This window comes from Gemella sp. 20925_1_85 (genome assembly GCF_041433735.1).
Taxonomy (GTDB): Bacteria; Bacillota; Bacilli; order Staphylococcales; family Gemellaceae; genus Gemella.
The window spans coordinates 1-24086 of record NZ_JAPWCC010000021.1 but is presented as its reverse complement, the minus strand read 5'-3'; the positions used below and the strand labels follow the sequence as shown (position 1 = coordinate 24086).

General features: G+C 31.8%; 17 protein-coding genes. All 17 read left to right on the top strand.

From position 1 onward, the window contains the following. The first annotated feature begins 236 nt into the window (after window positions 1–236). The 17 genes from purE to O3884_RS06825 all read left to right on the top strand — a co-directional run bounded on the left by purE (window position 237) and on the right by O3884_RS06825 (window position 24029). Entirely contained in the window at window positions 237–713 is a 477-nt protein-coding gene (purE, locus tag O3884_RS06905) for a 5-(carboxyamino)imidazole ribonucleotide mutase (protein ID WP_371452592.1), read from the top strand. Next, window positions 710–1753, top strand: coding sequence for a 5-(carboxyamino)imidazole ribonucleotide synthase (locus O3884_RS06900; RefSeq protein ID WP_371452591.1), 1044 nt, complete (start codon window positions 710–712; stop codon window positions 1751–1753). Before purE ends, O3884_RS06900 begins: the two co-directional genes overlap by 4 nt. Beyond that, window positions 1746–5423, top strand: a complete 3678-nt coding sequence (locus O3884_RS06895) for a phosphoribosylformylglycinamidine synthase (RefSeq protein WP_371452590.1) — start codon at window positions 1746–1748, stop codon at window positions 5421–5423. Before O3884_RS06900 ends, O3884_RS06895 begins: the two co-directional genes overlap by 8 nt. Continuing rightward, window positions 5423–6124 (top strand): phosphoribosylaminoimidazolesuccinocarboxamide synthase, encoded by a 702-nt coding sequence (gene purC / locus O3884_RS06890; RefSeq protein ID WP_294681676.1) that lies wholly within the window; start codon window positions 5423–5425, stop codon window positions 6122–6124. The genes O3884_RS06895 and purC overlap by 1 nt, the downstream gene beginning before the upstream one ends. After that, on the top strand, window positions 6117–7568 hold the full coding sequence (gene purF, locus O3884_RS06885; RefSeq protein WP_371452589.1) for an amidophosphoribosyltransferase: 1452 nt from the start codon (window positions 6117–6119) through the stop codon (window positions 7566–7568). Before purC ends, purF begins: the two co-directional genes overlap by 8 nt. After that, on the top strand, window positions 7568–8572 hold the full coding sequence (gene purM, locus O3884_RS06880; protein ID WP_371452588.1) for a phosphoribosylformylglycinamidine cyclo-ligase: 1005 nt from the start codon (window positions 7568–7570) through the stop codon (window positions 8570–8572). Before purF ends, purM begins: the two co-directional genes overlap by 1 nt. Beyond that, complete coding sequence (purN, locus tag O3884_RS06875) at window positions 8569–9132, top strand: phosphoribosylglycinamide formyltransferase (protein WP_371452587.1); 564 nt, start codon at window positions 8569–8571, stop codon at window positions 9130–9132. Before purM ends, purN begins: the two co-directional genes overlap by 4 nt. Further along, the gene (gene purH / locus O3884_RS06870; protein WP_371452586.1) at window positions 9129–10649 is read left to right on the top strand and encodes a bifunctional phosphoribosylaminoimidazolecarboxamide formyltransferase/IMP cyclohydrolase; all 1521 of its coding nucleotides are present in this window, start codon (window positions 9129–9131) and stop codon (window positions 10647–10649) included. Before purN ends, purH begins: the two co-directional genes overlap by 4 nt. Window position 10650: 1 nt before the next feature. Further along, a complete protein-coding gene (gene purD / locus O3884_RS06865; RefSeq protein WP_371452605.1) occupies window positions 10651–11886 on the top strand; it encodes a phosphoribosylamine--glycine ligase in 1236 nt (411 codons plus the stop codon). 45 nt (window positions 11887–11931) lie between these two features. Further along, on the top strand, window positions 11932–13236 hold the full coding sequence (gene purB, locus O3884_RS06860; RefSeq protein WP_003145935.1) for an adenylosuccinate lyase: 1305 nt from the start codon (window positions 11932–11934) through the stop codon (window positions 13234–13236). A 39-nt stretch (window positions 13237–13275) separates the two neighbouring features. Then, on the top strand, window positions 13276–14931 hold the full coding sequence (locus tag O3884_RS06855; protein WP_371452585.1) for a formate--tetrahydrofolate ligase: 1656 nt from the start codon (window positions 13276–13278) through the stop codon (window positions 14929–14931). 430 nt (window positions 14932–15361) lie between these two features. Next, on the top strand, window positions 15362–16648 hold the full coding sequence (locus tag O3884_RS06850) for an adenylosuccinate synthase (RefSeq protein ID WP_294681666.1): 1287 nt from the start codon (window positions 15362–15364) through the stop codon (window positions 16646–16648). 300 nt (window positions 16649–16948) lie between these two features. Then, window positions 16949–17875, top strand: a complete 927-nt coding sequence (locus O3884_RS06845; protein WP_371452584.1) for a helix-turn-helix domain-containing protein — start codon at window positions 16949–16951, stop codon at window positions 17873–17875. 261 nt (window positions 17876–18136) lie between these two features. Beyond that, window positions 18137–21061: an SEC10/PgrA surface exclusion domain-containing protein gene (locus O3884_RS06840; protein ID WP_371452583.1), complete on the top strand. Its 2925-nt coding sequence runs from the start codon at window positions 18137–18139 to the stop codon at window positions 21059–21061. Window positions 21062–21366: 305 nt separating this feature from the next. Next, window positions 21367–21522 carry a helix-turn-helix domain-containing protein gene (locus O3884_RS06835; RefSeq protein WP_371452582.1) on the top strand — a complete coding sequence of 52 codons (156 nt, stop codon included), beginning with the start codon at window positions 21367–21369 and terminating at the stop codon, window positions 21520–21522. 291 nt (window positions 21523–21813) lie between these two features. Further along, complete coding sequence (locus O3884_RS06830) at window positions 21814–22158, top strand: hypothetical protein (RefSeq protein ID WP_371452581.1); 345 nt, start codon at window positions 21814–21816, stop codon at window positions 22156–22158. Window positions 22159–23099: 941 nt separating this feature from the next. Further along, on the top strand, window positions 23100–24029 hold the full coding sequence (locus O3884_RS06825) for a helix-turn-helix domain-containing protein (protein WP_371452580.1): 930 nt from the start codon (window positions 23100–23102) through the stop codon (window positions 24027–24029). Window positions 24030–24086: the final 57 nt, after the last annotated feature.

Genomic DNA, 24086 nt, shown 5'->3' with positions numbered 1-24086 from the left:
TAATGTCTGTATTTTCTTATGTAAATAATCGATATAAATAAGTATATAGGAGGAAAAGTTCATAAAATCTTTAATATTGTTTATTGAAAAATAAAAATATACGATTTTTATCGTATTTATACTTGATAAATATTTAAACAAGTAGTATAATTTGAAATATAGACGTACGATAAAAATATTTTACATGAATAAATTATTAAAAAACGTACATTTAAAATAAAAAAGGAGCTTAAAGTATGAAAGTTGCGGTGATTATGGGTTCGAAGTCGGATTATACAACGATGGAAGAAACTTGTAAGTTGTTAGAAGAATTTGAAATTCCTTTTGATAAAAAAGTAGTAAGTGCACATAGAACACCTGATCTTTTAGTTGAATTTTCGAAGAATGCGAAGGCTAATGGTTATTCTCTGATAATAGCGGCGGCGGGAGGAGCAGCACATCTTCCCGGAATGGTTGCTTCTATGACGACATTACCAGTAATTGGTGTTCCGATTAAATCGAGTGTTCTTAGTGGAGTTGATTCATTGTATTCAATAGTTCAGATGCCAGCTGGTGTACCAGTCTTAACTATGGCAATCGGTGTAGTAGGTGCAAAAAATGCTGCTATTAGTGCCTTATCAATACTAGGAATTTATGATGAAAAGTATGCTGCTACGTACGAACGATTTAAAAAAGAACAAGAAAGAATAGTATTGGAAGAGATGAAACTATGATTAAGACAATTTTACCAGGTAAAACTATTGGAATAATCGGTGGTGGTCAACTAGGAAGAATGCTCGCAATGAGTGCTAAGGAGATGGGGTATAAAATTGCTGTTCTAGATCCTAGTGATAGCTGTTGTGCGAAAATTTTTAGTGATGTTTTTATTCAAGCGGAGTTTAATGATTTCGAAAGTGTAGAAAAGCTGTGTTCATTGAGTGATGTCATCACTTTTGAATTTGAGAATATAAATGCCGCTTCTTTAGAAAAACTAGAGAAAAAGTATAATATTGTACAAAGTGCAGAAGTGCTGAGAACTACTCAACATAGATATTATGAAAAAGAATTTGCTAAAAAACTAGATATTCCAACAGTAGACTATATATATGTTGAAGAAGATACAAATGTAGAAATAACTAAGCCATATTTAATGAAAACCGTGCGTTTTGGTTATGATGGAAAAGGTCAGAAAAAAATAAGCTCTAGTGAAGAGGTAGAACCATATACACTACTAGAAGAGTTCGTAAAACTTGATAAAGAAATCTCGGTAGTTGCGGTTAAAGATAAAGATGAGGTTAATATCGTCGCGGTAGTAGAAAATGAACATAGAAATAATATCTTGTACCGCTCGAAAGTTCCAACTACAGCAACTAAAGAACAAGAAGATTTAGCTATCGAATATACGAAACGAATTCTTAGTAATTTTGACTATTACGGAGTACTTACAGTTGAGTTCTTTATAAGTGAAGAGAAAGTTATTTTTAATGAAATAGCACCACGAGTTCACAATTCAGGACATATAACAATGCAAAGTGCAACAAAGAGTCAATTTAGAGCTCATATTGAAGCTATTTGTGGCTTAAAAGTAGGTAAAATAGAGAATAAAGAAACGACTCTTTATAATATTTTAGGTCAAGATTTAGAGTATTTTATAGATGTGTATAAAAATAATGGTGGGTACTTACACTTATATGAAAAAGAACCACGCCAAGATAGAAAAATAGGACATATTAATTTTTACGGTGATGTAATTTTAGGAGGAGAACATGACTAATAAACGAATTTTTGTAAAGAAACGCAACGGATATAATAAGGAAGAATTACAACTAAGAGATAACCTGAACTTAGAGTTTAATCTAGGTCTTGACTCTGTGGAGTTGTATGTAATTTATGATGTCTTTAATATTGATGAAGAAACTTATGAACTAGCTAAAACTTCTGTGTTTTCTGAGATTGTTGTCGATGAAGTGTTTGAAGATATTGAGCTTAATGATGGGAAGTACTTCGCTTATGAAGTGTTACCTGCTCAATACGATCAAAGAGCTGACAGCGCAAAAGAAAGCATAAGATTGCTTAACTCAAAAAGTAAAGCAACTGTACGAAGTGGTAAGCTAGTTCTTTTTAATAAGCAACTTACAAATGAGCAATTAAGTCTTGTAGAAAGTTACTTAGTAAATCCTATTGAAGCTCGTAAGAAAGATTTATCAATTCTTGACTTTACACTAGATTCCAAGCCAAAACCACTAAAAGATTTAGCTGGATTTTTAGAGTTTGATAAAGATGCGTTACTTGGTCTTAAAAAAGAATTTTCTCTAGCGATGAATATTGAAGACCTAGTATTTATTCAAGATTATTTCAAAAAAGAAGGTCGTGTTCCTACTGAAACTGAGATCTATGTATTAGACTGTTACTGGAGTGACCACTGTCGACACACTACTTTCGAGACAGTATTAGATGAAGTAAAAATTGAGTCAGAACTTTTCCAAAAAGAGATGCAAGATGCATTTGATTATTACTTAAATGTCCGTAGTGAACTTGACCGTAATGATAAACCTATCACGCTTATGGATATGGCGAGTATTATCGGTAAATATCATGTGAAAGTATTAAAAGATGAAAATATTGAAGTAAGTGAAGAGATTAATGCATGTTCATTCTTTACTACTATAGAGAATAATGGTGAAAAAGAACGCTGGTTAATCCAATTCAAAAACGAAACGCATAATCACCCAAGTGAAATCGAGCCATTCGGAGGAGCGAGTACTTGTATAGGAGGAGCTATTAGAGACCCACTATCAGGTCGTAGTTACGTATATCAAGCTATGCGTATTTCAGGAAGTGGTAATGTACTACAAAAACGTGAAGATACTTTAAAACACAAACTTCCTCAAGTAGATATAGCTAAAGGAACTGCTCACGGTAACTCATCATACGGTAACCAAATTGGACTTGCGACTACTTTTGTTCGTGAATTATACGATGATAGTTATGTAGCTAAACATATGGAAGTAGGAGCTGTAGTCGGAGCTGTTAAGGACGGAGATTATAAACGTGAGACTCTTGTCGATGGTGATATCGTTGTGATGATAGGTGGTAGAACTGGTCGTGATGGTATTCAAGGTGCGAGTGGTTCAAGTGTAGAACATACTAACGATTCATTAAATACAATGTCTAGCCAAGTTCAAAAAGGTAATGCGCCTGAAGAACGTAAGTTACTGCGTTTATTTAGAAAACCAGAAGTGACAAAACTTATTAAAAAATGTAATGACTTCGGTGCTGGTGGTGTTTGTGTAGCTATCGGTGAACTTTCTGACGGTATTGAAATTCATTTAGAAAAAGTCCTTACTAAATATCAAGGGCTAAATGCGACAGAATTAGCTACTAGTGAATCTCAAGAACGTATGGCAGTAGCTATTGATAAAAAAGACTTCGATGCGTTTGTTCGTGAATGTGAGAAAGAAAATATTGAATACGCTCATGTTGCTACGGTAACTAATAGACGTCGCTTAGAGATGTATTACAATGATCAAAAAGTTGTTGATATGAGCGCTGACTTCTTAGAAACAAGTGGTGTTCGTCAAAAATCATCAGTTACGATGAAAGACAATACTGCAGCGAACCCATTCTTAAATAAAGAAGTAACTCGTGAAAATATTCTTAGTGAGTTAGGTGAGTTAAATGTAACTTGCCAAAAAGGTCTTGCACAAAAATTTGACTCTTCAATTGGTGTTACTACTGTACTTATGCCTTTTGCAGGTAAACATAAACTTACACCAGTTCAAGCAAGTGTTCAAGCTTTACCAACATTACATACAACAAGCGATACTGCTACAATCTTAACTTATGGATTTATTCCAAAAATTTCTTACTACTCACCATTCCTATCATCTATTTATGCGGTGTTAGAATCAGTAGCGAAAGTTTACGCGGTTGGTGGAAATAAAGATAGTTTGTACTTCTCATTCCAAGAATACTTCGAAAAACTAGGTACTGATAGTACTAAATGGGGTAAAGTTACTCAAAGTTTATTAGGAAGTATTTATGCTCAAAAAGAAATTGGTAGACCAAGTATCGGTGGTAAAGATAGTATGTCAGGTACTTTTAATGATTTAAATGTAGTAGAAACATTAATTTCATTCGCTTGTACACCTGTAAAAATAGCGGATGTAATTACTCCAGAGCTGAAAAAAGTTGGTAATAAATTATACTATGTACCTGTAGAAAAAGATGAAAAAGGCTATCCAGATATTAAGAAAACTTTAGAAAATTATGAACTTGTTCATAAGTATATTAAAGAAGGTAAGATAGTATCTGCATATGTCCAAGAAGAAGGTAGTATCGCCGCTTCATTAGTGAAAATGTCACTAGGTAATGACCTTGGTTTTGAAGTTGAAAAAGATAATATTCTTAACTTTGATCCAGCGTCTCTTGTAGTAGAAGCAACAACTGAGCTACCATTTGAAAAATTAGGAGAAGTCAGTGAAAGAATTATAATTAATAACGAAGTGTTTATGCATAAAGATATTTACGAAGCGTACACAAAAACACTAAATAAAGTTTATCCATTATATCAAAATGAAGATAAAGGTAATGTTGAAAATCTTCATACTGAATATAAAGAGAAAAAATATTATCCAGAATATGTAGAAGATGTAAAAGTAGTTATTCCAGTATTCCCTGGTACAAACTGTGAGTACGATAGTGAAAAAGCCTTCTTAGAAGCGGGAGCTACACCAATTACTGTAGTTATTAGAAATACTCGTGAAAATGATATTGAACAATCGATAGAAGAGTTCACAAAAGCTATTGAAGAATCTCATATAATTATGTTCCCTGGTGGATTCTCTAGTGGTGATGAACCTGATGGAAGTGCTAAATATATTGTAAACTTCTTAAAAAATGAAAAAGTTAAAGATGCAATTCATAAACACCTTGCTCAGAAAAAATTAATCTTAGGTGTGTGTAACGGATTCCAAGCATTACTTAAATCAGGACTATTACCATACGGTGAAGTTAGAGAGTTGGCAGAAGATGATCTAACACTATACAGAAATGATAGTTACGAACATATTTCAACAACAGCCTTTACTCGTGTAGCTAATACAAATTCTCCTTGGTTACAAGATTTTAACATTGGAGATCAACATGAAGTAGTATTCAGTCATGGTGAAGGTAAAGTAGTAGGACTTAATATTAACAAGTTTAAGCATCTTGTCGCTTTCCAATATAGTGATTTCGATGGTAATGCTACATTAAACGGTCGTTTCAATCCTAACGGATCAGTTCTAGCTACTGAAGGATTAGTTAGTGAAGATGGACTTATCCTAGGAAAAATGGGGCACAGTGAAAGATACGGAGCCACATTATATAAAACAAATACAATAAAAGTAAAACAAGATATATTCAAAAATGGAGTGAATTACTTCAAAGGGGGAAGAAAATAATGAAACTTTTATATGAAGGAAAAGCTAAACAACTGTTCGAATGTGAAAACAACGATGAGATTTATGTGCATTATAAAAATAGTGCAACAGCCTTTAACGGTGTGAAAAAAGAAGAATTTGAAGGTAAAGGAGTATTCAATAATACAATTACTTCATTAATCTTCGAGTACTTAGAAAAACAAGGTGTAAAAACACACTTCATTAGAAAAGTTAATGAAACAGATCAGATTTGTAAGCATGTTACTATTATTCCTTTAGAAGTAATTGTACGTAATATTGTAGCTGGTTCTATGGCAAAAAAATATGGACTAGAAGAAGGAAAAAAATTAAAAAAACCAGTCTTTGAGTTAAGTTATAAAAATGATGAACTAAATGATCCACTAATTAACAATGATCATGCGGTGGCATTAGAAATCGTTACAGAAGAAGAGTTAGAAAATATCAGAACTCAAGCTTTAAAAATTAATGAACTATTACAAAAATTGTATTTAGATGCAAACTTAGTACTTGTTGATTTCAAAATTGAATTTGGTAAAACTAAAGATGGAGAAATTATCTTAGCTGATGAAATTTCTCCAGATACATGTCGCCTTTGGGATAAAGACACAAATGAGAAGTTAGATAAAGACAGATTTAGAAGAGATTTAGGTTCTGTAATGGAAGCTTATGAAGAAGTTTTAAGGAGATTAAAAAATGCGTAGTCTTAATGAAGAATGTGGAGTATTCGGTATTTGGGGGCATCCAGAAGCAAGTAATGTGACTTACTTTGGTTTACATAGTTTACAACATAGAGGTCAAGAAGGAGCAGGAATTGTTTCTAAAGAAGGTACTAAATTACGAGGTCACCGTGATCTTGGTTTAGTATCAGAAGTATTTCGTGATAAAGAAAAATTAGAAAGATTAGTAGGAAATAGTGCTATTGGTCACGTTAGATATGCGACTAGCGGAAGTAATAGTATCCAAAATATTCAACCATTTCTATTTCATTTCTATGATATGAGTGTTGGTATTTGTCATAATGGTAACTTAATTAATGCTAAAACTCTAAGAAAAGAATTAGAACAACAAGGTGCAATATTCCATTCTTCTTCAGATACGGAAGTACTTATTCATCTTATTAGAAGAAGCAAAAAAGAAACGTTTAAAGAGCAGCTTAAAGAAAGTCTGAATATTATAAAAGGTGGATTTACATATCTAGTCTTAACTGAAAATACTCTTTATGGTGCAGTAGATCCAAATAGTTTTAGACCTTTAGCTATAGGTAAGATGAAAAATGGTGCATATGTAACTGCTAGTGAAACATGCGCATTGGATATTGTAGGTGCAGAGTTTGTTTGTAATGTAGGTGCAGGTGAGTTAGTAGCTATTAATGATGAAGGTATAAGAATTGAGAAATATACTGAAGATACACAAGTGGCAATAGCTGCGATGGAATATGTTTACTTTGCTAGACCTGACTCTAACATTGCTGGAATTAATGTGCATAGTGCTAGAAAAAGAACAGGTCGTACACTTGCTAAAGAACAACCTACACCTGATGCAGATATGGTAATTGGGGTACCTAACTCATCATTATCAGCTGCTAGTGGTTATGCAGAAGAAAGTGGACTGCCATACGAAATGGGATTAATTAAAAATCAATATGTAGCTCGTACATTTATTCAACCTACTCAGGAACTTCGCGAGCAAGGTGTGAGAATGAAGCTTTCACCAGTAAGAGGTGTAGTTCAAGGTAAGAGCATCGTTCTAGTTGATGATTCTATCGTTCGAGGTACTACATGTAAAAGAATAGTGAAGATGTTAAAAGAAGCGGGGGCTAGAGAAGTGCACGTAAGAATAGCTTGTCCACCTATATTATTCCCTAGTTTTTATGGTATAGATATTTCTACTACGGAAGAACTTATTTCAGCGAATAAAACAAATGATGAAGTTTGTGAAATTATTGGAGCGGATTCACTAGGATTCTTAAGTGAACAAGGATTAATAGATTCTATTGGTTTAAACTATGATGCACCTTATTCGGGCTTATGTATGGAGTGCTATAACGGAGATTATAGTGCTGGACTATACGATTATGAAGAAAGTTATGTAAATTCGATGACGGATATACAAAAAGAGTTTCTAAAAGAAAGGGGTAGAATGTAATGAGTAAAAAGTATGAAGAAAGTGGTGTAAGTCTACAAGCCGGCTATGAAAGTGTTGAACGTATTAAAAAACACGTAGCTCGTACTAAAAATCTTGGTATGATGTCAGCTATCGGTGGTTTTGGGGGAGCGTTTGACCTTAGTAGTTATAACTTTAAAAATCCTGTATTAGTTAGTGGTACTGACGGAGTAGGTACAAAATTAAAACTTGCATTCGAATTAGATATTCATAATACTATCGGTATCGATGTAGTAGCGATGTGTGCTAATGATATACTTGCTCAAGGTGCGATTCCATTATTTTTCCTAGATTATCTAGCAGTAGGAAAAAACTACCCTGAACAAATAGAAGCAATAGTAGAAGGGGTTGCCGAAGGATGTGTTCAAGCAGGATGTGCGATAGTCGGTGGGGAGACTGCTGAAATGGCAGGATTTTATGAAGACGGGGAATACGATATTGCTGGATTCTGTGTAGGAGCTCAGGAGAAGGAGTTATTACTAAGTACAGAAAACACTAAAGCAGGACAAGTAGTAATTGGGTTACCATCAAGTGGAGTACATTCCAATGGTTTCTCATTAGTAAGAAAAATTTTAAAAGATAATAATATTGGTTTAAACGAAGAATTTAACGGAAGTACAGTAGGAAAAACTTTATTAACACCTACTAAAATCTATGTAAAAGAAGTACTTAAAGTACTAGAAGAGGTTAAAGTAGCAGGAATTTCTCATATTACTGGGGGAGGTTTCCATGAGAATTTACCTCGCGCTTTAAGAGATGGATTAGGTATGAAAATTGATAAAAGTTCATATGAAGTACCAGAGATATTTAAGTACCTTCAAGAAAAAGGTAAAATTGATGAAGAAGAAATGTATCATATCTTTAATATGGGTGTAGGTATGGCATTAATAGTAAACAAGGAAGACGTAGATAAAACTTTATCATTAATTGATAATGCATTTGTCCTTGGTGAAGTAACAGATGAAAGTGGAATAAAAATAGTATGAAGAAAGTAGCAATATTTGCATCAGGAACAGGAAGTAATTTTGAAAAAATTGCAGATGACGAAAGATTAAAAGATAAAATCTCAATTGAGCTATTAGTATGTGATAGAAAAGATGCAGCAGTTATTAGAAAAGCACATGATAGAAATATTAAGGTATTTATATTCTCTGCAAAAGATTTTGAGTCAAAAGAAGCATATGAAAGTGTAATTTTTGAGAAAGTTAAAGATTTAGACTATATATTTTTAGCAGGATATATGAGAATTATTTCACCGTATTTCTTAGAAAGATATAAAAAGACAATTCTTAATTTACATCCGTCGTTATTACCGAAATTTAAAGGAAAAGATGCCATTGAACAAGCATTCAATGCAGGAGAGAAAGAAATAGGAATTAGTATTCATTATGTAAATGAAGAGCTTGATGGTGGAGAAGTAATCGCCCAAAGATCATTTGAAGTTTTAGAAGATGATACTATAGAAACTGTTACTGAAAAAGTACATAAACTAGAACATAAATTATATCCAGAAGTAATATTAAAGTTAGTTGAGGAGGCACTATGACTAAAAGAGCATTAATAAGTGTAAGTGATAAAACAAATATAGTAGAATTTGCAAAAGGTTTAGAAAAACATGGTTTCGAAGTTATTAGTACAGGTGGAACTTTTACATATTTAAAAAATAATGGAGTAAGTTGTATTAGTATCGAGGACGTTACACATTTTCCAGAAATTTTAGAAGGACGAGTAAAAACACTTCATCCTAAAATTCACGGAGGATTACTATCAAAACGTGGTAATGAACTTCATAATAAACATGTAGCTGAAAATAATATCGAGTATATTGATTTAGTCTGTGTTAACTTATATCCTTTTGAAGCTACTGTAAAAAAAGAAGGAGTTAGCGAAGAGGAGATTATTGAAAATATTGATATCGGTGGGCCAAGTATGCTAAGAAGTGCTGCTAAAAACTTTAATGATGTAACGGTAGTTACTGATATTAATGATTATTCTAAGATTCTTGAAGAACTGGAGCAAGGTGGAATCTCTTATGAAACACGTCGTGCTCTAGCTATAAAAGTATTTAATACAACAGCAAGTTATGATGCTGCTATCGCGAATTATTTTAATAAAAAAGATAATCTAGTACCTGAAAGATTAACATTATCTTATAAACTTCAAGATAGTCTTCGATATGGGGAGAACCCTCATCAAAAAGCTTATCACTACGTACAAGATAATAATGAAAGTTATGCCCTTCAAAATGCGATTCAGCTTCATGGTAAGGAAATGTCATATAATAATATTCAGGATGCTTCTGCAGCTTTAGATATCCTTTCAGAGTTTGAAGAAACTACATGCGTTGCGGTTAAACATATGAATCCATGTGGAGTAGCGACAGGAAATTCTGTATTTGAAGCATATAGCCGTGCATATGAAGCGGATCCTGTATCAATTTTCGGAGGAATCGTTGCAGTAAATGGCAAAGTAGATAAAGAAACTGCTGAAAAAATGCACAGTATCTTTTTAGAAATTATTTTAGCGACAGATTATGATGAAGAAGCATTAGAAATACTAACTAAGAAGAAAAATCTTCGTATTTACAAACTTTCTGAGAAAAATAATAATCATGAACAACAAATTAAAAGCGTTCGTGGTGGAATCTTAGTACAAGATTTTAACGAAAAACTTGCTGATGAATATGAAAGTGTAACTGAGAAAAAAGTAGACGAAATTCAACAAAAAGATATTGAGTTTGGCCTAAAAGTAGTAAAACATGTTAAATCAAATGCAATAGTAGTAGTAAAAGATGGACAAACTCTAGGAATCGGTGCTGGTCAGATGAATAGAGTAGGTTCATGTAAAATAGCTCTTGAACAAGCAGGGGAAAAAGCGAGGGGCGCAGTTCTAGCTTCTGATGCATTCTTCCCAATGCGAGATAGTGCTGATTATGCTGCAGATTATGGTATTGCTGCGATAGTGCAACCAGGTGGTTCTATACGAGATCAAGAAAGTATAGATGCATGTAATGAGAAAGGTGTGGCGATGGTCTTCAGTAAAATACGCCACTTTAAACACTAATATGGCTAAAGTATTAGTAGTAGGAAGCGGTGGTAGAGAGCACGCTATCGCTTATAAATTCCATAAAGAAGGTCACGAAGTACATATGACAGGGATTAATCCTGCAGTCGAAGAATTTGGAGTATGTGTAGCATTAACAGAAGACCAAATACCAAGCTACGCAAAAACAAATGCTATTGATCTTGTTTTCGTAGGACCTGAAGTACCATTAGTGAATGGTCTAGTGGATGAACTACAAAAAGTAGGTATCCGTGCATTTGGACCATCTAAGCTTGCAGCGCAACTAGAAGGAAGTAAGGTATTCTCAAAAATGATGATGAGAAAATACAATATTCCTACAGCAAAATATGAAAGTTTTAACGATTATGAATTGGCCAAAGAGTACTTAAACAATCAAAAAGCACCTATTGTCCTTAAAGCAGACGGACTAGCAGCAGGTAAAGGAGTAATTATTGCAAATACTCTAGAAGAAGCTCAATTAGAACTTAAAGAAATGATGTGTAATGCAAAATTCAATAAGGCTGGTTCAAGTGTTGTTATTGAAGAATTTCTTCAAGGTGAAGAATTCTCACTTATGTGTTTTGTTTCTGATAAAAAGGTCTATCCTATGGAAATTGCACAAGATCATAAACGTGCATTCGATAATGATGAAGGTTTAAACACAGGTGGAATGGGAGCATATTTACCACTTAAGAAAATTACTCAAGACGATATTGACGAAGGTGTTAGAAATGTTGTTCAGCCAATGGTTGATGCTATGAGTGATGAGGGAATGCCATTTTATGGAATACTGTATGCAGGGCTTATGAAATGTCATGACGGTGTAAAAACTATTGAATTTAACGTTCGTTTTGGGGACCCAGAGAGCGAAATATTGCTATTATCATTAGAAAGTAGTTTATACGAGATAGCAAATAATATTATCGATGGTAAAGAAGTAGAGTTGAAATGGAGTAAAGATGCCTTTATCGGTGTCGTAATGGCAGCGAAAGGATACCCTGAACACAGTGAAAAAGGTGCTGTTATAAAAGGATTAGATAAAGTAACTACACCAGTATTCCATATGGGGACTAAGCGTGTAGGTGATGATATAGTGATTAATGGTGGTCGTGTATTATTAGTCTGCGCTCAAGGAAAGAGCTTGCAAGAAGCATATAAAAAAGTGTATAATGAGATAGTAAAAATAGAATGTGAAGAACTATTTTACAGAAAAGACATCGGTCATTTGTCATTATAGAATTTATAGATCGATTGAAAAAAATAACATCAGGAGATTATTGCAATGATTGAAAGATATAGTAGAGAAGAAATGCGAAATATCTTTAGCGATGAGAATCGTTTTAAAGCATATTTAGAAGTAGAACTTTATGCAACAGAAGCTTGGAGTACATTAGGGGTTGTACCAAAAGAAGATGTTGAAAAATTATTCGCTAATGCAAAATTTGACCTACCAGGAATTTTAGAATTAGAAAAAGAAACAAAACATGATATAGTAGCATTCACTCGTAATGTTTCTAGTTATCTAGGTGATGAGAAAAAATGGGTGCACTACGGTTTAACATCTACTGATGTTGTTGATACTGCTTATGGATATTTATATAAACAAGCTAACGATATTCTTTACAGAGATTTATTAAATTTCCAAGAAGTATTAAAAGAAAAAGCATTACAATATAAATTCACACCATGTATCGGACGTACTCATGGAGTGCACGCAGATATAAGTAGTTTTGGACTAAAATTTGCTCTTTATTATGATGAGTTCAATCGTCATATCAAACGTTTCAACGAAGTTAGAAAAATTATTGAAGTAGGTAAAATCTCTGGAGCTGTAGGTACATTCTCAAATACACCACCAGAAGTTCAAGACTATGTTTGTGCAAAATTAGGAATTGAATCAAGTAATATTTCTACACAAACTTTACAACGTGATAGACACGCAGATTACTATGCAACATTAGCATTAATCGCAAGTTCAATCGAAAAAATCGGTGTAGAAATTCGTCACTTACAACGTACAGAAGTAAGAGAAGCAGAAGAATTCTTCTCGAAAAATCAAAAAGGTTCAAGTGCAATGCCTCACAAACGTAATCCAATCTCTAGTGAAAACATGGCAGGATGTGCTAGAATCATGCGTGGATATATGTTCGCAGCTTACGAAAATATTCCATTATGGCATGAACGTGATATTTCTCACTCAAGTGCAGAAAGAATCTTAAGTAATGATGCAACAACATTATTAGACTACATGTTAAATAGATTTACTAATGTTGTGAAAAATCTAACAGTATTTACGGATAACATGATTAAAAACATCTACGCTACTAATGGTGTAATCTTCGCTCAAAGAACTATGAGTAACCTTATTGAAAAATACTCATTCTCTCGTGAAGAAGCGTACGATTTAGTACAACCACTAGCGATGAAATCATGGTTCGAAGGTATTCCATTTAGAGAACTACTTGAAGAAAATGAAACTATTAAAAATACAGTTTCTAAAGAAGTACTAGATAGTTGTTTCGATCTAAATGTGCACCTTGTAAATATTGACAAAATATACAAACGTATTCCAGGATTGGAAGATTAAAATAAAAAATAACAAGCTCAAAGAAAAGAGGTAGATTAAATGAAGTCAGACTTTCAAATTTCAAACGAATGTGAAAAGAAACATATTGCTGAAGTAGCAGGTAAATTAGGGATAAAAGAAGAAGATTTAATATTATACGGAAATCACAAAGCAAAAATCCAAACAAAAAATCTTAAAAAAGATATTAATGACGATGCAAAACTAGTATTAGTTACATCTATTAATCCAACATCAAGTGGAGAAGGGAAAAGTACTGTAACTATCGGTTTATCTGATGGATTAAATAGAATCGGGAAAAAATCTTGTGTAGCACTACGTGAACCATCTTTAGGTCCTGTATTAGGAAGAAAAGGTGGAGCAGCTGGTGGAGGATATGCTCAAGTAGTACCGATGGAAGACATTAACCTTCACTTTACTGGAGATATGCACGCTATTACTACAGCTCACAATGCAATCGCAGTATTAGTAAATAACCATGTATTCCAAGGAAACGAATTAGAAATAGATAAAATCGTCTTTAACCGTGTAATGGACATGAACGCACGTGATTTACGCCATGTTAAAGTAAATGCAGGAACAGACCTAGAACGCCTTGATGGTTTTGATATTACTGTAGCTAGTGAAGTAATGGCTATATTATGTCTATCAGAAGGTATTGCTGATCTTAAAGAAAAATTAAGTAATATCCTTGTAGCTTACAATAAAAAAGGTGAACCAGTTTACCTAAAAGATTTGAAAATTGAAGGTGTTATAACTTCATTATTAAAAGATGCAATTAAACCGAATATTGTTCAAACATTAGAGAACAATCCAGCGATTATTCACGGTGGACCATTCGCAAATATTGCGCATGGATGTAACTCAATCTTAGCTACAAAAACAGCTTTAAAATTTGCTGATTATGTAATTACAGAAGCAGGATTCGGAGCTGACTTAGGAGCTGAGAAATTCTTAAACATTAAATGTCGTAAAGCAGGACTTAAACCAAAAGCTGCTGTAGTAGTTGCTACTGTTAAAGCATTAAAACTACACGGTGACATTGAAGAAAAAGACCTAAAAGAAGAAAACTTAGAAGCATTAGCTAAAGGTGTTCAAAACTTAGAAAAACACATCGAAAACTTACGTAAATTCAATTTACCGATAGTGGTAGCTCTAAATGTCTTTGTTACTGATACAGAAAAAGAATTAGCATTCTTAGAAAACTGGGCTAAAGAACAAGGTGTAGAATTCTCTCGTACAGAAGTATGGGAAAAAGGTGGTCTTGGTGGAATAGACCTAGCTGAAAAAGTAGTAAAAGCTGTAGAAGAAAATGACAAAGAATTACAATTATTATACAAAGACGAAGCTTCAATTACTGAAAAAATTGAAACAGTATGTCGCGAGATATACGGTGCTGATGGAGTTAACTTCTCTGATGAAGTTAAAGCTGAGATCGAAAGAATCGAAGGACTTGGATTCAAAAATCTACCAGTATGTATGGCAAAAACTCCAGCTTCATTAACAGATAATGCGAAAATTAAAGGTCGTCCTACAGGATTTAACATTACTATCAATGATGTTAAATTAAGAAGTGGTGCTGGATTCGTAGTAGCATATGCGAACAAAGTACTAACAATGCCAGGACTTCCAAAAGTGCCAAGTGCATTAAATATCGATATCGATGAAGAAACAGAAACAATCATCGGAATCTTCTAACACAAAATATACGACAGATTAAAACAATAAGAACTAAGTAACTTGAGAATTAGTATAAACTGATTCCCAGGTTACTTTTTTTGATTTTATCCGGTGGATGACTCAAAAGACCTAAATTTTAACAAAGTGTATATGAGAATTCATAGACACAGTGGTTTATTGATATCTAAATTTGCTTTATAAAACCTTTTTAGATATCTAATAAACTGTGGGGGGTGACTCGACAAAATCGATTTCTATGAAATCACGATTTTTGAGTCACTCCCAAATGATAATTGTTTTTAATGAAAACGTATAAAAGTATATAAACTGTGAAAGAAGATTAAATTGTCCGATAATTTTGAGTTTTTTATAAAAAATGGTTGTAAACGTCTGTATTTGTGATATAATTATTAATGGAAAAAATAATTGCTTTCAGGAGGCGTAATTTATGTCAATAATCGTAGTAGTAGGTTCACAATGGGGAGATGAAGGTAAAGGTAAAATTACCGACTTTTTAGCAGAACGTGCTGATGTAATTGCTCGTTATCAAGGGGGTAACAACGCAGGACATACTATTAAGTTTGATGGAAAAACTTACAAACTTCAATTAATCCCATCTGGAATTTTTAATGAAGAGAAACTTTCAATTATCGGTAATGGTCTTGTAGTAGATCCTAAGTGGATTTGCAGTGAGATTGATAGACTTAAAGAAAGTGGAGTTACTTGTAATGGATTAAGAATCTCTAATAGAGCACACGTAGTATTACCATACCACTTAAAACTTGATGAGGTTGAAGAAGCTCGTCGTGGGGAAAACAAAATTGGTACTACTAAAAAAGGTATCGGACCATGTTATGTAGATAAATACAAACGTTGTGGTATCCGTATCGCGGACTTATTAGATGCTGATCTATTCAAGAAAAAATTAGAACAAAATCTGAAAGAAAAAAATGAACTATTCGAAAAAATCTATGAAACTGAAGGATTCACAGTAGAAGAAATCTTCAATGAGTACTTCGAATATGGAAAACAATTAGCTCAATATGTTACAGACACTTCTAAAGTGCTAGAAGATGCACAAAACGAAAATAAAAATATCTTATTTGAAGGTGCACAAGGGGTAATGTTAGACATTGATCACGGTACATATCCATATGTTACATCATCTAACCCATCTGCAGGTGGAATCACAGTAGGTAATGGATTCGTTCCAACAAATGGTCTTAAAGTATTAGGTATTTCAAAAGCTTATACATCACGTGTAGGTGATGGACCATTCCCAACAGAATTATTCGATGAAATCGGAGATACAATTCGTGAAGTTGGTCATGAGTATGGAACAGTTACTAAACGTCCACGTCGTATTGGATGGTTCGATACTGTAGTAATGCGTCACTCAGCTCGTGTATCTGGAATGACTAATCTGTCAGTAAACTGTCTAGACGTTCTTACTGGACTTAAAGAAATTAAAATCTGTACAGCATACGATTATAAAGGTGAAATCTTAACTGAATACCCGGCTAATGAAAACATCATTAAAGATTGTAAGCCAATCTATGAAACATTACCAGGATTCGATGAAGATATCACGGGTGTAACATCACTTGATGAGCTTCCTGATAACGCAAGAAAATATTTAGAAAAAATCGAAGAATTAGTAGGGGTTAAAATCTCTGTATTCTCTACAGGACCAGACAGAACTCAAACTCACTTACTAGAAGATTTATGGAATTAAAATAAAATGAAATAATAAGTAGACTTCGAGGTAATTAAATTATACCTCGAAGTTTATTTTTTTTAAATTAGATTAAAAAACAGAGGAAACCAAGTGACGAAAATGTCACATAGAGTAGTTATTTGTATAGATATGAAGAAAATGTACTAGAATATGACTAATTTGTCACGTAATTAAAATAAGGATAAATTTAATGGTAAAATATATAAGAAAAGACTAGTGTAATAGTATTTTACGTATTTATTTATACAAGAAAAAAGTGATGAATTATTCTTAATATTAAAGTTTAGGAGGTAGAGAATGGCCGAAAAGAATGTGCATGGAAGTATTTTTAAAAAACTAAGGGAAGAAAGGGAATATAAATTAAAAGATGTGGCAGGTGATATTATCTCTACGAGAACATTGATTCGATTTGAATCTGATGAAACGAGTATATCTATAGCCACATTTGAAAAGTTATTAGAAAATTTAGATATCAATTACTTAGATTATTTAACGTTTTATTATGATAATACAGACACTGAAACTACGGAATTTGCTAATAGACTGCAGAAACTTCTGCAATCAGGTTCTTCTTCAAAGTTAGTAAATGAATGTAAAAAAGAGCTGAAGAAAAAAGATATCGAATTTAGTAAGAGATTAACTATATTGATTTATTTAAATAATATTCTTTGGAAAGAGGATAAAGAATTATTTGAAGAGAATAGAAGAATAATAAAGGATAGAATTGAATCATTGAATAAATTGGGATTTGATGAAATTTACGGACTGTTCATTTTAATATATTCGGCTTCAAAAGGTGATTATTCAGTAGAATATATTGAAAGAATTATTGATGAATGCTTTAAAAATATCCCAGTAAGAAATTATTTGAGTAAATATATGAGTGCTGTATATTGTGATTTGTTAAAAGTAGCTATATCGTTCTTAGTAAGATCAGGTTATTATGAATTAGCTGAGAAGAGATGTAAAGAGACACTTAAACTATTTAATGAAAATCCTCTGTTATTAAATAGGGCTGCTTTTTCTAAGGAAATTGTTGCAATATTGGCTTCATTATATTTATTACAAGACAAGGAAGAAGGGGTTATATTAGCGAATAAAATTCTAAAATATGAAGATATTGTTGCTGAGATTACTGGTGATCCTTATTACAGACAGGTAAGAGATGTGACTTATGAAGCTTATTGTAAAGCAAATAAAACAGGTCTTGATATTGAATTTTAATAATTTATAAAAGTGTTTGAGAAACTAGTTCACAAGTTTGTGGATTAGTTTCTTTTTTTATTATTTAAATCTTATTTTATATTATTTTCGTTATAAATTCAGCAGACAGTTTTGTCATTTATGAGAAGTAAATATTAAAGATAACTGCATATTTTAAGGGTGATGTGACTATTTCTTCATAATTTATGTAAACAGTAATACTTCATGTTAAAATTATCTCTATAAATCATTGTTTACATTTGTTTATGGAGGAAATATATTATGATAAAAAGAAAACAAAGGTTTTCACTTAGGAAGAATAAAATAGGAGCTATGTCAGTTCTTTTAGGAATTAGTTTTATTGGAGCAGTAGCTAGTGGTAGTGATGTTAAAGCTAATGAAATTAGCGAAGAAAAAGCTCCGAAGCTAATTGAAAAAGAGGTAGTTGGTAAGACTACAAAACAAGATGTAGAAAAAGCTCCGAAGCTAATTGAAAAAGAGGTAGTTGGTAAGACTACAAAACAAGATGTAGAAAAAGCTCAAGCAAAGGTAGATGCATCTAAAGAAGCAGAAAGCTTAAAAAATAAAGCAATTGAAAATAAAACAACAGAAATCACTAACAATGATAATGAAATCAGTAAAATTAAGGCAGATATCGAAAGAGATAAAGATGCTACTGATGAAAATATCAATAAAGCTGAAAAAAATGTAGAATCAGCGACTGAAGAATTAAAAAATAAAAATAGTGAACTAGTAAAAACTAATACTGAAAAAGAAGAAAGAGAATCTGATTTAGTACTAGTGAAAAAAGATGTTGCGGATAAAATTAAAGATCTTGAATCTAAACAAGCAAAAGCTAAAGAAATCAAAGATGAAATTGACGGAACTGAAAATGTTACTAAGAAACTAGAATCTGAAAAAGCTAAGAACGAAGATATTAAAAAAGAATTAGAAACAGAAAAATCTAATAAAGTGGTTGCTGAAAAAGAATTAGAGAAAGCTAAAGAATTTGATGCTAAACTTGCTGAAGATACTAAGAAAGCTGAAGAAAACTTAAAAGCTAAACAAGAAGAATTAAAAGCTAAGACAGCTGAACTTGATGAAGCGAAGAAAGATGAAGCGACTAAAAAAGCAGAATATGATGCTGTAGTGATGCCTTATGGTAGAAATGTAAAATATAAAATTTCATTAGATCAACGTTTCGTAGATAAATTCAAAGAATACATGGATTATACTCTAAACTGGAAACAAAAAGGTCTAACTATAGATGAAAAATTTGCTAAACGTAGAGAATTGCGTGACCAATTAAAAGCTATAGAAAAAGAAATTAACCATGAATTTGTTTACAACAGATATAGTCACGATGATGATTATGAAATCGACTTAAGAAACATGTCTGAAGAAGAAAGACTTAAAATGTCACAATATGGTATTTACTTATTAAACCAAATCCGTAGTCAATTCGGACTTGAACCATTAAAAGTTAACAAAAATTCAATGCAATTAGCAAAAGAAATCACAGAAACTGTAATGAGAGATAACCACTACGATTTACACGGTGGTCACTACATCAAAGGTATTTCTGAAGTTGCAGCCAAACATGGTTTAATCAGAGGTAAAAACTACTACGAAAACCTTTATAATGCAGGTTCAACAACATTTAGTGATCACAAAATGTCAAGAAACGCATTATACGAACATGTTTATAACTCAGTAATGTTATTCTTCTATGAGGGAAATATTACAGGTGGTTATGGTCATGCTGAAGAATTATATAAAGCGAAAACACCAATGGGACTTGGTGTTGCACATTTCGAAAATGTGGGTAAAAATGAAAATATCAATCGACTTTCAAAAAAATTTGTTGAAAAGAATAAACAATACCTTAAATTAGATGAATTCGGGAACATTTTAGGGTTCAAATCTATGCCACTTGATGTTTTTGATGAATTTGAAAAAGAGGTAGCTAAATTGCCAAAACAAGGTATTATTAAAATCTCTTATGTTAAAGTTGATGAAGATAATGCTATCCCAGGATTTGATGACAAAGATGGTAACAGGACTTATGATGACCAAAGTGATGAGGCTGAAGAAAGAGCTAAACAAAACTTTATCGCTAAATACAGCAACGAATCAAAAGATACAGTAGAATTACCAGCAGTACCAGATCTTGACAGTTTCAAGAAAGCATATGCTGACGCTGTAAAAGTTCGTGAAAGCAAAGAACAACCAGTAGTAGACGCTAAAGCTAACGTAGACAGTGCTACTAAAGTATTGGATGAACTTAAAGCTACTGAAAAACAAACAGAAAAAGCAACTGCTAAAGTACAAGAAGTTGACGCTAAAATCAACAACTTAACAACTAAAGCAGATGAACAACAAAAAGTTGTAGACCAACTTGAATTAGATAACGTTAAATATGTTGAAAAAATGACTAAATTAGCTGCTGATTTAGACGCTGCTCAAAAAGATGTAGAAGAAAGAACTAAACTATTAGACAGAGCAAAAGCACTACAAAAAGACGTTGAAGGTGAAATTGGTACAGCTACAGCTAAAATCTCTCAACTTGAAAATGAAATAGAAGCTTCTAAAAAAGCATTAGATGAAGCAAAAGATAATTTCGCTAAAATAAGAAAAGATAGACTAGAGTTAGATAAAAATAAAGAAAAATTAGCTAAAGCAACAGTAGTCAAAGCTGAACTGGAAAAAGATTTAAGTACACTAAAAGCTGAATTAATCGCAATTTCTAAACAATTAGCTGATGACACTAAAGAATTAGAAAAAGTACAAAGACAATTCAAACTTGAAAACTTTAAATGGGCAGTATTAGCTGATAATAATACAATAGATCCAATAGAGTTTGATCTTGAGAAATATCTAAAAGATGAAGAAGAGAAAAAGAAAAAATCTGAAAGACCAGAACAGCCAACAACACCTGGTACTCCGGATAAGCCAGAAAGACCAGAACAACCAACAACACCTGGTGCTCCTGCCAAGCCAGAAACACCAAACGCACCTGCAAAACCAGAAGACAAAGCTCCAGGATCATCAAATAACCAACCTGCCTTACAACGTCCAAGTGTTAATTCAAATGGATTAAAAACTTTACCTAATACAGGTGAAAGCCAAAGTGGAATGGCAACAGTAGCAGGTTTAGTAGCCTTAGCAGTAGCCGCAAGACTAAAAAGAAAAGATAAACAAAACTAATAAATGTTGGATATGAGATTAAAATCTTAGTCTATGTTTATTGAAATAAAATTTAAACCTCGAGGTATAAAATACTTATACCTTGGGGTTTTTGTTCATATATACTATATAAAAGTAAAATTAAAAATTTTATTTTATATAATCTAACTACAAAAAATATTCATGATTTATGGTAAAATATAGGTATATTATGATTATTGTGTAGTTATTATAATAATTATCTGTGATTTTATGCGAATATTTTAGAACTGGAAAATATACAAAGAAAAATATTGATTGCTTAATAGATAATCTAGGAGAAAATAATGAACGAAAAAAATATGCATGGAAGAGTTTTTAAAAAGTTAAGAGAAGAAAGAGGGTATAAATTAAAGGATGTCGCAGGAGATGTTATTTCTACAAGAACGTTAAATCGTTTTGAGGCAGATGAAACAAGTCTCCCTATTGCTACATTGAAGTAAATAAGACTGGAATTGATATTGAATTTTAAAAGTTATATGACATCAATATAATGTATTAGTAGAGTATTTAAGGAGATTAATTTTTCCTTAATTACTTTTTTTATTTGTAATATAGTGACTAATGACTATTTTGTGATAATATTAATCGGACAAATTTGTCTGATTTTCTTAATCAACTCCTTATTTTTAGCTATATTTATTTTAAATAAGACAATGTTTTCTGATTATGAAAATAGTGCTTTAATCCTTGATAAAATAAGCATACGATAACTTATAGAAAAGGAGATGCTTATGAAAAATAGAAATCAACACTTAGTAATAGATGAGAAACAAAGTAGTTTAGGTATGTACTTATTTGGATTAAGCACACTAGGGGAATTGTCTAATAATTTTACAAAGCAAAGTAATTTTGTAGAAGAAATAGTTGAGGTACAAGGGGAAATTATACAAAGTGACATGAATGACATTCAAAATAAAACAGAGGTAAAATTTAATATGTGTAAGAGTGACACCGATGACACTAAAAAGAGAAAAGCTATAAAATGTAACAAATGTCAGAGTGACAAAAATGACAATACTGACGACAAGAAAAATGAAATAACTACAGTAGTAGGGCTAATGTCGGTGTTTAATTAGTAAAAACACTGTTTTTTATAACTTATAATGACTTATATAAACCAATAATAAACATATTAAAACTCAAGGGATAGCTGTTATTCCTTGGGTTTTATTAGATTAGATATAAAGAGATATGGCGTTTATAACTATACAAGAGAAAGTAGCGATACTAAGTAGAAAGTTATTAAATAGATACTTTGTTTATGTAAATTAGTACATCAATAATATGAATTTACATATATTAAAAAGTATTGTGTCTATTTTATCAAAATAGATATATAGAAATACGAACTTTCAGGATATTTCTGAATAAAGTGTCACAGGAGTCATTTTTAATATTTTGTAGTTAAAAATAATCTCAAAAAGTGACAATTATATCATAATTTGTTATTTTATAGTATTGTGATGCTATAATAGTAAATGTCTATAAGAGAGTCCGTACTTATTATTTACTATAAAAAAGATGAAATATTCTGGTGACACTTTTGGTTGTTTTTTTCGTCAACATGAATATTCTAGGGGAAAGTAGTTATAATAATCGTTTATAGAAAAGGAAAATGAAGTTTATATAAAAAAATAATTTTGTTAAATTATTTTTTAAATTTAATTGAAAAAGTGTTCAAAGAAATTTAAATTTAACAAAGTTGGAGAAAAGAAAAGTATTATGTACCTAAATAAATAATATTAAGTAAAAAAATATAATAATGATGAGAAAAGTATTAATTTTGAAGTTTATAAACAAGGATTATTAACGGAGAATAATATAGGCAAGAAAAAAGAGTAACTGTGTTGTGTTGTGTTGTCGGTTACTCTTTTTTATTTTTTAAAAATGTGTACAAATTGTGAACAAAATTATAATGTATAATCAAATACATGAGAAAAAAGGTTATATTTTCTACATTAGTTACTTAATTTATGTTATAATATTACCGAGATTATTTAAGGAGACGGATACTTGAATGGACGATAATAAAATACACGGAAAGATCTTCAAACAAATCAGAGAAGGTCGTGGTGTCAAATTAAAAGATGCTGCCGGAGATGCAATTTCTGTAAGAACATTAATCAGATTTGAAGCAGATGAAACAAGTGTATCTTTAGAGATTTTTGAACAACTTTTGAGAAATATTGGAGTAGGTCATCATGACTATTTTTCAGAGTATTTACCACTTATAGATGCTGATCAAACTGGTTTCCTAAAGGAAGCTAGACAACTGGATATTTCGGGAAATTATTCAGCTATAAAAACTTTAGCTATCAAGACTCTTGAGAAAGAAATAGTACCGATTAATACTAGATTGTTTATTGAACAATATCTTAGTGTTTTAAGTGAAACGGCTGGACCTCAAATTGTAAGGGAAAATAGAGTAGTAGTATTAGAGCATCTAAAAAAACTAGATGTGCATAATGTTAATGAATTATTTGCATTAGCATTTATATTAAGAACAACCACTGAGGAAGAACTTTCTAATGATTTTGTACGTCGTATTATTAATGAAAATCTTAAACCAAGAAATTCAGATAATGTTTTTTCTTCGGAAAGAGGTGAAAGATCATTATTTATATTAAATAATGCGATTGCTTTATTATCTAGAAGAGGATTTGTTGAAGAAGCAGAGGAATATTGTATTAAGGCGATTGATCTAATAAAAACTCACTATATTAATCTTACGCACTTTATTTTTCATTTAACTTCATTTAACTATATTCTGGCACAAATGCAGCTTAAATTGAATAAACCGGAAGGTGTTAAGCTTGCGAATAAGTGCATACGATTATTAGATGCTCAGATTGATATAAATGATCTTCTAGTAGATAAATTAACTAGAGAGAGATTGGTAAAATGGTTCTATGAAAGAAATAAAACTGGAATAGACTTTGAATTTTAAAAAATTATCTATTAATAATAGTGTAAATTAAGCAATAATTTGATTATCCAAAATATA

Excerpts from the sequence above, each read along its gene's own strand:
- purE (WP_371452592.1), top strand. The coding sequence starts at position 237 with ATGAAAGTTGCGGTGATTATGGGTTCGAAGTCGGATTATACAACGATG.
- O3884_RS06830 (WP_371452581.1), top strand. The coding sequence starts at position 21,814 with ATGAAAAATAGAAATCAACACTTAGTAATAGATGAGAAACAAAGTAGT.
- purM (WP_371452588.1), top strand. The coding sequence starts at position 7,568 with ATGAGTAAAAAGTATGAAGAAAGTGGTGTAAGTCTACAAGCCGGCTAT.
- purH (WP_371452586.1), top strand. The coding sequence starts at position 9,129 with ATGACTAAAAGAGCATTAATAAGTGTAAGTGATAAAACAAATATAGTA.
- purD (WP_371452605.1), top strand. The coding sequence starts at position 10,651 with ATGGCTAAAGTATTAGTAGTAGGAAGCGGTGGTAGAGAGCACGCTATC.
- purF (WP_371452589.1), top strand. The coding sequence starts at position 6,117 with ATGCGTAGTCTTAATGAAGAATGTGGAGTATTCGGTATTTGGGGGCAT.
- O3884_RS06855 (WP_371452585.1), top strand. The coding sequence starts at position 13,276 with ATGAAGTCAGACTTTCAAATTTCAAACGAATGTGAAAAGAAACATATT.
- O3884_RS06900 (WP_371452591.1), top strand. The coding sequence starts at position 710 with ATGATTAAGACAATTTTACCAGGTAAAACTATTGGAATAATCGGTGGT.
- O3884_RS06850 (WP_294681666.1), top strand. The coding sequence starts at position 15,362 with ATGTCAATAATCGTAGTAGTAGGTTCACAATGGGGAGATGAAGGTAAA.
- purC (WP_294681676.1), top strand. The coding sequence starts at position 5,423 with ATGAAACTTTTATATGAAGGAAAAGCTAAACAACTGTTCGAATGTGAA.
- O3884_RS06835 (WP_371452582.1), top strand. The coding sequence starts at position 21,367 with ATGAACGAAAAAAATATGCATGGAAGAGTTTTTAAAAAGTTAAGAGAA.
- purN (WP_371452587.1), top strand. The coding sequence starts at position 8,569 with ATGAAGAAAGTAGCAATATTTGCATCAGGAACAGGAAGTAATTTTGAA.
- O3884_RS06840 (WP_371452583.1), top strand. The coding sequence starts at position 18,137 with ATGATAAAAAGAAAACAAAGGTTTTCACTTAGGAAGAATAAAATAGGA.
- O3884_RS06825 (WP_371452580.1), top strand. The coding sequence starts at position 23,100 with ATGGACGATAATAAAATACACGGAAAGATCTTCAAACAAATCAGAGAA.
- purB (WP_003145935.1), top strand. The coding sequence starts at position 11,932 with ATGATTGAAAGATATAGTAGAGAAGAAATGCGAAATATCTTTAGCGAT.
- O3884_RS06895 (WP_371452590.1), top strand. The coding sequence starts at position 1,746 with ATGACTAATAAACGAATTTTTGTAAAGAAACGCAACGGATATAATAAG.
- O3884_RS06845 (WP_371452584.1), top strand. The coding sequence starts at position 16,949 with ATGGCCGAAAAGAATGTGCATGGAAGTATTTTTAAAAAACTAAGGGAA.